The following is an 11,887-nucleotide window of genomic DNA, read 5'->3' as shown; positions in this document are numbered from 1 at the left end:
AACCGCCTCTTTTATTACATAATTGTTATTAAAACCGCTATTGGTTAAAAGCTATACACCAATGTTAATGACGTTTCAGTGTCGGTAGCTTCTTTATCATCAGCAACATCTGAGTTATTAGTGATATTGTAGGCTACTTTCATTTGTAGTGAGCCATTAATTTTAGTAAGTAGCGCAGTTTCTGAGCGCGTTTTGGTATTGGTATCACCATATTCTACCGATACTAACTGGGTAAAACGTGCGTTGTCTGAAATTTTCCAGCTAAAATCTACTTTACCTAAGGCAATTACTTCGCCTTCGTATTCACCCGCTAGTGAGTTGCCGTTTTCATCAACCTCTTCGCTTACATCTGGGTATTTAAAGTACTTATAACCTGGACCAATTTCAGCGTTTAATTTCATGTTTGACTCGTTTAGTAAACGTAAACCATAACCCGCTGAAATAACTGATTCACTTCGGTATGCGCCAAAGTAATCAGATACGTGCGACCCATAAATAAATAAATGAGCGTGCTTTTCGTTTAATTTGTAATTACCCTGCGCTGAAATAGAGTACTTTTCGTTAGTACGCTGTTTTTCTTTTGTACCGTCGTCGTTTTCTACTTCATCTTCTTTGTAGATACCGTCAAGCTTGTACTCGTTGTTCCAGCTTTCTAGGTTGTGTTGTACTTTAATACCACCTTTAAGCGTTGTTGTTTCAGTGTTACCACTAGTAACAATAGCACCAAGCTCACTGGTAACTTCCCACGTTTTTTGCTCTGCATCTTCAGCGAAAGCGTTAGTCGCAGCAGATGCTGCAACTAACACTGATAAAAGCTTTAATTTCATTAAAAATAACCTATTTAATACTAAAAATTAGTCTTGCTTGTGTAAATGAACATCCATTTGCGGAAATGGAATTGAAATATTTGCGTCGTCTAATGCAATTTTAATATTTTCCATTAATGAAAAATATGTAGGCCAGTAATCAGCAGCATTAACCCAAGGACGCACAACAAAGTTAACGCTAGAATCACCTAGTTCAGAAACAGCTACAGTATAAGCAGGGTCTGTAAGTAAGCGTGTTTCTGCATCAAGTACTGATTTTAATACTTCTTTTGCTTGGCGTAAATCAGCATCGTAACCAACACCAATCACTAAATCGATACGGCGAGTTGATTCGCGCGATACGTTTGTGATCGCACCTGACATAATTTGAGAGTTTGGCACAATAATTACTTTATTATCTGGTGTGCGAAGTTCTGTAGAGAATATTTCGATTTTTTTAACCGTACCAGATTTGCCACCGGCTTCTACAAAATCACCCGATTTAAACGGACGAAGTAAAATGATTAGTACACCCGACGCAAAATTAGACAGTGAACCTTGCAACGCTAAACCTACCGCTAAGCCGGCTGCACCTAAAATAGCAATGAATGACGTTGTTTCAATACCAATTTGCGAAAGCGCCATTAGTACTGTTAATGCAAATACCAATGTATAAACAATGCTTGCTACGAAAGAGCCAACCGCTTTATCTACTTGTTTTTTCGCAAAGCCCTTTTCTGTTAAGTTAGAACAAAACTTAGCAACCCTACTACCTATTAAAAAGATAATAAGCGCAACAACTGCTTGAATACTATAGTGTAAAATTAAGCCTGAGTTATCATTAAGCCAATTAAGTACTGAATCCATGTTTACTCCAAATGTTTTTGATTAGTGTTTTTCCGGATAGCATTATACATTAATTTACAATTTGTTCTCATTTATTAATGAATTCATACTATATATATGGCTAATTGTTTATAGTTTTTAACCGCGCATAGCTTGAACAAGCATTACTGAACTTTCGCTGTACGAGAGTGAATTTTTAGATTTTATTTTTAAATTTAATTTTTTTTAATTTAAGGCTTCACAAGGTTTATTATTTTATGTATTATGCGCGCCACACCAAACAAGGTGTGTAGTGGCGGTTGTAGCTCAGTTGGTAGAGCCCCGGATTGTGATTCCGGTTGTCGCGGGTTCAAGCCCCGTCAATCGCCCCATTTTCTCTCCTTATCTCTTTTCAAAATACATAATTAATCATTAAATATAACTCCTTCTAGTTCAATTATATTTTCCCTATATCGCTTGCCCTGTATAGCTCCCCATGAATTACTATTTATGCTTATAGCTAAATATCATTGAATTCATTATGTATTTTTATTAAAAACGCTTATTTTCTGTTCAAGACATAATTTAATTTGCTCAAACCATTTTAGTAAAAAATTTATACCAATTCGCTTAATTAAGTGATGTATTTTGAGGCTGGAAAACGAGTTGATAGCTAGGCAAAACTCGCTATTTAGTTGTTCTAAATGAGAGTTTTTTAACGTAGGTAGCGGCACGTTTAGCCCCGCAAAATGATTGTGTATTATTGCGAATTAATAATAGATGCCCTGCCGTTCCCTAAACACTTAAGTAAAGTATCTGAGTATGCATTAGGCCATCATGAAAAACTCGATGGTACAGGTTACCCAAGGGGTCTAACCAAAGAGCAAATATCGATACCTGCTCGGTTAATGGCAATTACCGATATATTTGAAGCACTTTCAGCGGTAGATAGGCCTTACAAAAAAGCAAAGCCGGTAAGTGAGTGTTTATTTATACTCGGTACTATGGTCGAAAAAAACCACTTAGACCCTGATATTTTCGCTGTTTTTATCGAATCCGGCGTGTACAAAAATTATATTAGTGAATACGCAAACCCAGAACAGCTTGATGACGTAGACCTTAATAACCTACCTGGATATAAACCAATCCATTAATGCCTCACCAACATTAACAACGCTAAACAAAAAAATGCCACCTTACGGTGGCATTTACACACGGGGTTATTTCTACTTATAGAAATCCTTTTACTTTTTATTTGTTTTTTAGTGTTGTTTTATTAACAAAAATATGTGGTAAAGGTAGCACTTAGTCCTTGCTGTATCAATAGCAAAAAGAAAAGTTCATGATTTCGCCATATTATTGTAATAAACAAACGTTACCGAAACACAGCCCAAAAACCTCAAGCGTAAAATCGCGGATTGCTATTAAATTTTGATACACACGTACTTTTCTTCCAGGTATTCATTAAGTCCTTGGTGTCCACCCTCTCGCCCTAAGCCAGATTGTTTTACCCCACCAAACGGAGCAACGGGGTTTGATATTACCCCTTCATTTACGCCTATCATGCCAAACTCAAGCCCTTCGCTAATGCGGTAAACTTGTTTTAAATTTTGGCTATAAAAATAAGCGGCTAAACCATAAGGCACATCATTAGCAAGCGCAAGCACTTCTGCTTCTTCATCAAAAGGGATGACCGTTAATACAGGGCCAAATACTTCTTCGTGGTATATATCCATTTCAGTCGTTACATTAGTAACGATGAGCGGGTTTTGAAAGCTGCCGCCTAAACTGCTGTTATCACCTATTAGGTCTGCGCCTTTATCAAGTGCATCTTGCACAAGCTGCTGCACTTTCTCTTTCGCTTTTGGGTAAATAAGGGGGCCAATATCTACGCCCTCTTCAAACCCATTGGCTACTTTTAATGAGGCTACTTTAGGCGTAATTTTACTCAGCACTTCATCTAAAATACTGCGCTGAATAAAAATGCGGTTTGCGGCTACACATGCTTGGCCGCTGTTTCTAAATTTAGCCGCCATAAGCCCGTCAATCGCATCATCCAGATCCGCATTATCAAAAATGATAAACGGCGCATTGCCGCCTAATTCCATTGAGGTACGCTTAACCATGTCGGCACATTGCTTAAGTAATTGGCTACCAACACCTGTAGAGCCAGTAAAAGTAAACTTGCGGACAACATGTGAGTCAGTGAGCATTTTACCCACTGTTTTTGCGTCTTGCGATACAAGTACGTTAAATGCCCCTTTAACAAAGCCAGCTTGGTCGGCTAGGTATGCTAATGCAATCGCGCATAGCGGCGTATGCTCAGAAGGCTTTAATATAAAACTACAGCCTGCAGCATAAGCAGGCGCCACTTTACGCGTCACCATTGCAACCGGGAAGTTCCATGGTGTAATACCTGCTACAACGCCTACAGGCTGCTTAAAACTGGTTAAACGGTGGTTATTGTCGGTAGGTGGGATCACATCACCATAACTTCGCTTAGCTTCTTCTGCAAACCATTTTATAAAGCCTGCACCGTAATCTATTTCGCCCAGCGATTCTTTAAGTGGCTTACCTTGCTCTTTAGTCATTAGCTCAGCTAATGTTTGTTTGTGCTTGATCACAAGCTCATACCAGCGCATTAGCGTTTCACTACGCTCAGTGGCGTTAGTGTTTTTTAATTTTACAAAAGCGCCCTGTGCGGCAGTTATGGCGCTATTAACGCCTTGCTCGTCTATATCACTTACTTCAATAATACTTTGTTGGGTAGCGGGATCGTTAACGCTAAAGTGTTCATTGGTTTTATAAAATTCACCATCAATAAACGAGTCACAAAAAATTAGATTACTCAAAGTACACCTCCGAAAAATATTTTAGGGGTTAGCTTTTAATGCGTGGCATAGAGCCAAGGCTAACTCTTTACGTCTACAAAATAACTTACGAGCTTTACTCGTCATGCCTACAATTTACAAACAAAAAAGCCGCTGTATTAAACAGCGGCTTTTAATAGATTAGTCGTTAATTAAAAACTAGTGCTCTTCATTAACGATATTGAGATTGTACTTAGGTATTTCAACCACTAAGTCTTCATCTCTAATGATTGCTTGGCAACCAAGGCGCGACTCAGGCTCTAAGCCCCACGCTTTGTCTAGCATATCGTCTTCTAGGTCGTCACTTTCATCAAGTGAATCAAACCCTTCACGAATAACTAAATGACACGTAGTACACGCACACGACTTTTCACATGCATGTGGAATGCTTATGCCATTTTTAAGCGCCGCGTCGAGCACAGTTTGCCCCTCAGGTGCTTCAATTGCAGCGCCGTCAGGACACAATTCAGGATGTGGAAGAAAAACAATTTGTGGCATTCTAATCTCTCTTAAATGTTGTCTACTGACTGACCCGTTAGGGCTTTTTTAATTGATGCATCCATTCTGCGCGATGCAAATTCACTACTGGCGTTATCTACTTTTTCGATAGCCGCTTTAATTTCGTTAGGTTGTTGAGCATTTTCGCGCACTTTTACCAGCTCTGCAATTTCAGCTCTTAAACTTGTAAGCTGAGCGTCATCAAGTAACGCGCCATCAGCATCTAATGAAGCATTTAGTGCCTCAATAACACGAAGAGCCTCAACTTGTTGCTCTTTAAGCATACGTGCTTGCATGTCGTCTTTTGCGTTGCTCATCGACTCTTTTAGCATATTAGCCACTTGGTCGTCAGATAAACCAAACGAAGGTTTAACCTGAATTTCGGCTTGCACACCCGTTGATTTTTCCATCGCTGAGACACTTAATAAACCATCAGCATCTACTTTAAAGGTAACCCGAATATGCGCAGCGCCTGCTGCCATTGGTGGAATACCTTTTAAGCTAAACTTAGCAAGTGAACGACAATCGTCAACCAGCTCACGCTCACCTTGTAATACATGCAAAGACATCGCCGTTTGGCCATCTTTAAACGTCGTAAATTCTTGAGCACGCGCTACCGGAATAGTGGTGTTACGCGGAATAATTTTTTCAACCAAACCGCCCATGGTTTCAAGTCCAAGCGACAGTGGCAGTACGTCAAGTAATAACATGTCTGAGTCTGGCTTATTGCCAATGAGCACGTCTGCTTGCAGTGCTGCACCCAATGCTACAACGCGGTCAGGGTCGATTGAGGTTAGCGGTTCTTTATCAAAAAAGCTATGTACTTGGCTGCGTACCAGTGGCATACGCGTTGAACCGCCGACCATAATAACTTGTAAAACTTCTTCGTTTTCAATGCCAGCATCTTTAACAGCTCGGCGACACGAACGCAGTGTTTTTTTAACCAGTGGCATCGCCATTTCGTCAAATGTTTCGCGCGTTACTTCTACCGTGTGGTTTTGCCCGTCAAACTCAAGCCCTACATTTACTTTTGCGTATTGGCTTAACGCTTCTTTACAGGCTTTGGCTTTGTTAATAAATAAACGTAAAACCGAAGGTGATAAAGCTGATACTCCGGTTTGCTGCTTAAAGTAGTCAACGAGTAGTGAATCAAAATCGTCACCACCTAAGCTTGAGTCGCCGCCAGTTGCCATTACTTCAAACACACCTTGGTGTAAACGAAGAACGGAAATATCAAATGTACCACCGCCTAAGTCGTAAACGGCAATGATCCCTTCTTGGCCCGAATCTAAACCATAGGCAACAGCCGCCGCTGTTGGCTCGTTTAACAAGCGTAATACATTAATGCCAGCAAGCTCTGCTGCATCTTTAGTACTTTGACGCTGAGCATCATCGAAATACGCAGGAACAGTAATAACAGCGCCTAAAATTTCTTGATTACCAAAACTTTGTTCTGCACGCGCTTTCAACGCGGCTAATATGTGGCTTGACGCTTTAACTGGGCTGACTTTTCCAGCTTCAGTTTGAATGGCAAGCGAGCCATTATCTTCACAAAATTGATACGGTAATTGGCCGTAGCTTTGCTCTATTTCAGCCTGTGTTTTGCCTAAAAAACGCTTTACCGAAATAAGTGTATTTGCAGGGTCTTGTGTTGCAGCTTGAGCCGCATCGCTACCCACAGTAATACCACCGGCTTGATAACGAACAACCGACGGCAACATTGCCGCACCTAACTCATCTGTTAAAGTGCGCGCTTCGCCACTTTGTACGGTAGCAACTAATGAATTAGTCGTGCCAAGGTCAATACCTATGGCTAGTTTGTGTTCGTGTGGTGCCGCGCTTTGCCCCGGCTCAGCAATTTGCAATAATGCCATAATGCTCTTTAAACTCGTTTTGCTCGCTTTACAGCAAGTAATTAATCGTCAAATAAACTGTCTTCAATGCGTTCTAGTTCGTCACGTAATTTATAAACAAACTTCAATTTACGAATATTATCGGCAGCGAGTTGGTACTGTTGCTCGTTGCTGCTTGCTAACTGTTCTGCAAGTTGTGCACTGTATTGCTCGTTAAGTTGTTTGATTTGTTTTTCAAAATTAGCAATGGCTGCATCCGGGTCACTTGCTGATGCAAGCTCTTCAAGCTCTTCGCGCAATTCCATTTGTTGCATTAAAAATAATGGATCTTGCAGTGTTTGTTGCTCAGCGCGAATATCAACTCCCAGTTCGCTTAACATATACTCAGCACGTTTAACTGGGTGCTTAAGTGTTTGCAAGGCATCGTTAATTTCTGCAGCACTTTGCACAGACATTAACTTATCACGGCTGCTTGCATTGGCATGGCGGTCGGGATGTACAGCACGCTGTAATTCTAGATAATTTTTATTAATCGTTGCTAAATCAATATTATAATCAACGGGCACTGCAAATAATTCAAAGTAACGCATAGCTTCAACCAGTAATATTCAGAAATAACAAAGCCCTACAGTTGCAGGGCTTCAAAATACAATTACACGTAGCAATTAAACGGTAAAGCTTTCGCCACAACCACACTCGTCAGCTTGATTAGGGTTATTAAATTTAAACCCTTCATTTAAGCCTTCTTTAGTGTAGTCGAGCTCTGTGCCATCGATGTAAACTAAGCTTTTTGCGTCAACTATTAAAGTAACGCCTTTAGCCGCAAAGGTTTCATCGTCTTCGTTTAACTCGTCAACAAACTCAAGTACGTAAGCAAGACCTGAACAGCCCGTCGTTTTAATGCCAACGCGCAGACCTAACCCTTTGCCGCGGTTTGCTAAAAATGATTGTACGCGGTTTGCTGCCGCATCTGTCAATGTCACTGCCATGAGTTTCTCTTCTTACTTCGCTTGTTTGCTTTTGTAGTCTGCAATTGCTGCTTGAATTGCATCTTCGGCTAAAATTGAACAGTGAATTTTCACTGGTGGTAATTCTAGCTCAGCACTGATATCAGTGTTTTTGATGGTTGCTGCTTCATCAAGTGTTTTACCCTTAACCCACTCTGTTACAAGTGAAGAAGAGGCAATTGCGCTACCACAACCGTAGGTTTTGAATTTTGCATCTTCAATAACGCCAGTATCCGATACTTTAATTTGCAATTTCATTACGTCACCACATGCTGGTGCGCCTACCATACCCGTTGCCACTGACGGATCGTTTTTGTCTAGAGCACCTACGTTACGTGGGTTTTCTACGTGGTCGATTACTTTATCACTGTACGCCATAATTCTATCCTCATTACCTGCTAGGGTATGTGCTTACACCACTAAGTATTAGTGGTGAGCCCATTCAACTGAATCTAAATCAATACCTTCTTGATGCATCTCCCAAAGTGGAGACATTTCACGTAGGCGACCGATAGAGTTTTTCATTAATTCAACGGTGTAATCAATCTCTTCTTCGGTAGTAAAACGACCAATACTGAAACGAATTGAGCTGTGTGCTAATTCGTCGTTACGGCCAAGTGCACGTAAAACATAAGAAGGCTCTAAGCTTGCAGATGTACAGGCTGAACCTGACGATACCGCAATGTCTTTTACTGCCATAAGTAACGATTCACCTTCAACAAAGTTAAAGCTGATGTTTACAATACCCGGTACTGATTGGTCTTGTGTGCCGTTAAAATATACTTCGTCCATATCAGCCATAATGCCGTCAATTAGGCGTTTACGTAATGCACTGATGTGTGCAAAATCTTTTTCAAAATCTTCTTTTGCGATTCTAAATGCAGTACCCATGCCCACTAACTGATGAGTTGCAAGTGTACCTGAACGCATACCACGCTCATGACCGCCACCGTGCATTTGCGCTTCTAAACGAGCGCGTGGTTTACGACGAACGTAAAGCGCACCTACACCTTTAGGACCGTATGCTTTATGTGCAGAAAACGACATAAAATCAACTTTAAGTTGTTGCACGTCAATAAGTACTTTACCTGCACTTTGTGCAGCATCTACGTGGAACATGATTTTACGTTCACGACACATTTCGCCAATCGTCGCAATGTCTTGAATTACACCTAGCTCGTTGTTCACGTGCATGATGCTAACAAGTACTGTGTCGTCACGCATTGTATCTGCTAGTTTTTGCAGATCAAGCAGGCCATTTTCTTCAACGTCCATGTAGGTTACTTCAAAACCTTGACGTTCTAATTCACGACATGTGTCGATGACTGCTTTGTGCTCAGTTTTAGCGGTAATAACGTGCTTACCTTTCTTTTTGTAAAACTGTGCTGCACCTTTAATAGCTAGGTTGTTTGATTCAGTTGCGCCCGAAGTGAAAACAATTTCACGTGGGTCTGCATTTACTAAATCAGCAATATCTGTACGTGCTTGGTCAACGGCTTCTTCAGCTTGCCAACCAAAACGGTGTGAACGTGATGCAGGGTTACCAAATTTACCGTCCATTGTAAGGCATTGCATCATTTCTTTAGCAACACGCTCATCAACAGGCGTGGTTGCTGCGTAATCTAAATAAATCGGTAACTTCATTTCTCTCTCCGCTGCAGGTCAACCTTAAAGTTGACAGCTTACTTGAATGTTTTCCAACTGCTTAATTGCGTTATTGATACTGTTATCTTGGCGCGATGCAATTTCTTTCACATCTGATTTTTCCACCAATTCAGCAAGGGTAATACTGTTCAAAAATTCTTCTATACGTGCGCTTAAATCTGACCACAAATTATGGGTCAAACAGCGCATACCGCTTTGGCAGCCAGTGTTGGCGCCTTGGCAACGTGTTGCATCAACCGATTCATCAACTGCGGTAATAATGTCACCAACAGAAATAACACCGGCTTCTCGCCCTAGTAAATAGCCGCCACCAGGTCCTCGAACCGAACTTACCAAGCCATTTTTACGCAGCCGAGCAAATAATTGTTCAAGGTATGACAAAGAAATTTCTTGTCTCTGTGAAATATCAGCAAGGGCGACAGGACCAACACCTGTGTGCAGCGCAACATCAAGCATCGCTGTAACGGCATATCGGCCTTTTGATGTTAATTTCATAACGCCCCCTGCACAAAGAGTGCAAATTTTAATTACCAGAGTAAATTAGTCAAGTATTATCACTTGATAAAAATTTGATTTAAAAACATATCGCTCAAAGTGAATGTAGTTAACAAATTTTTAATACCTGACCAGTTTGGTCAAGTATTGTCTCCATTGTAATTACCTGAGTAATTTAGTCAAGTATTAGCCAGTTATTTAAACACCCGTTTATATAACTAATTGCTATACCTTACTTAGGAATCGATTTATTTATAGAGGTAAGAATACCGCGCAAAATGTTCATTTCAGCCTCTTCTGGGCGTGCACGGTTAAATAAACGACGAAGCTTTGTCATCACAATGCCTGGGTGCTGTTTGATAATAAAACCTGTGTTATAAAGTGTCTCTTCTAGATGATCGTAAAATAACTCTGTTTGTTTAGAGTTAGGGTAAACGGTGTCGTCTTGTGCTTCTTGCCTAGGTTGCTTATTTAAAAATGCCATACGTGTTTCGTAAGACAAAGTTTGCACAGCCATAGCAAGATTTAGCGAGCTATATTCTGGGTTAGCTGGAATGCATACATGGTAATTACACAGCTGTAGCTCTTCGTTAGTTAAACCACTGTTTTCACGGCCAAACACTAATGCCACAGGACCATTTTCAGCTTCTGCCACCAGCTTTTCACCACACTCGCGAGGCTCAACCATAGGCCATGAAAGCGTGCGCGAACGTGCGCTTGTACCAATGGTTAATGCACAATCAGCAATAGCGTCTTCAAGCTTATCAACAATCACTGCATTGCCTAATACATCGCTGGCACCTGCAGATAACGCACTTGCATGGCTATCAATTTCACAAGCAGGGTCAACTAAATAGAGTTTTGATAAACCCATTGTTTTCATGGCGCGAGCCGCCGAACCTATATTACCTGAGTGTGATGTGTTAACTAAAACAACGCGAATATCGTCTAAGATCATTGCTGTGCTTCTTACTAATGCCAAAAAATTGCGCGAATTCTAACATAAAAGCACACTAAGATCCTAGATCCTTAAACCCGATCAACACTCGTAATAAGGGCCTTTAAACCATGGCCGCTTTTACATACACATCAAAACGGTTCTTTTTAGTTTTAATTTGCATGCTGGGGGTTTTGTCATTTAAAAACGGGGCGTAATCAGGGCGCTTAACCACCACTCGCTTGCTAGCAAGTGGGTAGGCAAATTCAAGTAAATCATCGGCGTCGGTATCTGCACCTACTAACTCTTGAAATACTCGCATTTCTTTTTTTACTAAGGCTGACTTTTCACGGTGTGGGAACATAGGATCTAGATAAACCACATCGGGCATGCTTTCACATTGGGCAAGTAACGTGTGGCTGGAGCCAAACACTAAGCTCATATTCTCTTTCATCCAAGGACCAATTTCACTGTCGCTGTAAGCTCTGTTTAAACCATCGGCAAGCAGTGCAGCAACCACCGGATGACGCTCATGTAAAATAACCTTGCACCCTAATGATGCTAATACAAAGCCATCGCGGCCCAAACCTGCGGTTGCATCAAGTACTACAGGCGTTGCCCCTTTATTAAGGCCAACCGCTTTTGCAATAGCTTGCCCCTTACCGCCACCAAATTTTCGCCTGTGAGCGGCTGCTCCGGTAACAAAATCAACATTAATGGCACCTAATTTAGGTTCATCAGTTTTAAATAAACTCAGCCCTGTATCGTCATAGTGCAGGCTAAAACCTTGGCTATTTTGTTGCCAATTTACTAAACCAAAACGCGTTTCTAATTCATTTAAATACGGGCGACACTCTTTAAAGGCACACTGAATAACCACAATACACTCCGACGATAAAATACCGTCAGAGTATATCAACCAGCGAGCTTA

At 41.0% G+C, this 11,887-nt stretch carries 12 protein-coding genes, 1 tRNA gene and 1 pseudogene; 2 read left to right on the top strand and 12 right to left on the bottom strand.

Annotated features, from left to right (window positions below; all coding sequences use genetic code 11):
* Positions 1–44 precede the first annotated feature (44 nt).
* Positions 45–827: a DUF481 domain-containing protein gene (locus tag MTP24_RS02075; protein WP_243532550.1), complete on the bottom strand. Its 783-nt coding sequence runs from the start codon at positions 825–827 to the stop codon at positions 45–47.
* A gap of 27 nt (positions 828–854) precedes the next feature.
* Positions 855–1,673 carry a mechanosensitive ion channel domain-containing protein gene (locus MTP24_RS02070; protein WP_058428275.1) on the bottom strand — a complete coding sequence of 273 codons (819 nt, stop codon included), beginning with the start codon at positions 1,671–1,673 and terminating at the stop codon, positions 855–857.
* Between the two features lie 274 nt (positions 1,674–1,947).
* Here MTP24_RS02070 and MTP24_RS02065 point away from each other — a divergent pair.
* Positions 1,948–2,023 (top strand) — tRNA-His (locus MTP24_RS02065).
* A 381-nt stretch (positions 2,024–2,404) separates the two neighbouring features.
* A pseudogene (locus MTP24_RS02060) lies at positions 2,405–2,785 on the top strand (HD domain-containing phosphohydrolase); the annotation flags it as partial.
* 270 nt (positions 2,786–3,055) lie between these two features.
* Here the strand turns inward: MTP24_RS02060 and MTP24_RS02055 are convergent.
* The 10 genes from MTP24_RS02055 to MTP24_RS02010 all read right to left on the bottom strand — a co-directional run bounded on the left by MTP24_RS02055 (position 3,056) and on the right by MTP24_RS02010 (position 11,836).
* Complete coding sequence (locus tag MTP24_RS02055; protein ID WP_243532545.1) at positions 3,056–4,483, bottom strand: NAD-dependent succinate-semialdehyde dehydrogenase; 1,428 nt, start codon at positions 4,481–4,483, stop codon at positions 3,056–3,058.
* A 177-nt stretch (positions 4,484–4,660) separates the two neighbouring features.
* Positions 4,661–4,999: an ISC system 2Fe-2S type ferredoxin gene (fdx, locus tag MTP24_RS02050; protein ID WP_006791979.1), complete on the bottom strand. Its 339-nt coding sequence runs from the start codon at positions 4,997–4,999 to the stop codon at positions 4,661–4,663.
* A gap of 11 nt (positions 5,000–5,010) precedes the next feature.
* Positions 5,011–6,873 carry a Fe-S protein assembly chaperone HscA gene (gene hscA, locus MTP24_RS02045; protein ID WP_243532542.1) on the bottom strand — a complete coding sequence of 621 codons (1,863 nt, stop codon included), beginning with the start codon at positions 6,871–6,873 and terminating at the stop codon, positions 5,011–5,013.
* A 41-nt stretch (positions 6,874–6,914) separates the two neighbouring features.
* Positions 6,915–7,442 (bottom strand): co-chaperone HscB, encoded by a 528-nt coding sequence (gene hscB, locus MTP24_RS02040; protein ID WP_008131647.1) that lies wholly within the window; start codon positions 7,440–7,442, stop codon positions 6,915–6,917.
* A 75-nt stretch (positions 7,443–7,517) separates the two neighbouring features.
* On the bottom strand, positions 7,518–7,841 hold the full coding sequence (iscA, locus tag MTP24_RS02035; protein ID WP_006791976.1) for an iron-sulfur cluster assembly protein IscA: 324 nt from the start codon (positions 7,839–7,841) through the stop codon (positions 7,518–7,520).
* Between the two features lie 12 nt (positions 7,842–7,853).
* Complete coding sequence (iscU, locus tag MTP24_RS02030; protein WP_006791975.1) at positions 7,854–8,237, bottom strand: Fe-S cluster assembly scaffold IscU; 384 nt, start codon at positions 8,235–8,237, stop codon at positions 7,854–7,856.
* A 48-nt stretch (positions 8,238–8,285) separates the two neighbouring features.
* The gene (locus tag MTP24_RS02025; protein ID WP_006791974.1) at positions 8,286–9,503 is read right to left on the bottom strand and encodes an IscS subfamily cysteine desulfurase; all 1,218 of its coding nucleotides are present in this window, start codon (positions 9,501–9,503) and stop codon (positions 8,286–8,288) included.
* A gap of 24 nt (positions 9,504–9,527) precedes the next feature.
* Positions 9,528–10,019, bottom strand: coding sequence for a Fe-S cluster assembly transcriptional regulator IscR (gene iscR / locus MTP24_RS02020; protein ID WP_006791973.1), 492 nt, complete (start codon positions 10,017–10,019; stop codon positions 9,528–9,530).
* Positions 10,020–10,251: 232 nt separating this feature from the next.
* Positions 10,252–10,977: a tRNA (cytosine(32)/uridine(32)-2'-O)-methyltransferase TrmJ gene (gene trmJ, locus MTP24_RS02015; protein WP_243532540.1), complete on the bottom strand. Its 726-nt coding sequence runs from the start codon at positions 10,975–10,977 to the stop codon at positions 10,252–10,254.
* 103 nt (positions 10,978–11,080) lie between these two features.
* Complete coding sequence (locus tag MTP24_RS02010) at positions 11,081–11,836, bottom strand: class I SAM-dependent methyltransferase (RefSeq protein ID WP_203987248.1); 756 nt, start codon at positions 11,834–11,836, stop codon at positions 11,081–11,083.
* Positions 11,837–11,887: the final 51 nt, after the last annotated feature.

Origin of the sequence: Pseudoalteromonas sp. APM04, from assembly GCF_022809815.1 — a bacterium.
Classification (GTDB): domain Bacteria; phylum Pseudomonadota; class Gammaproteobacteria; order Enterobacterales; family Alteromonadaceae; genus Pseudoalteromonas; species Pseudoalteromonas marina.
Note: the sequence above shows the minus strand (reverse complement) of the source record. Positions and strands in the feature narration are given on the sequence as shown.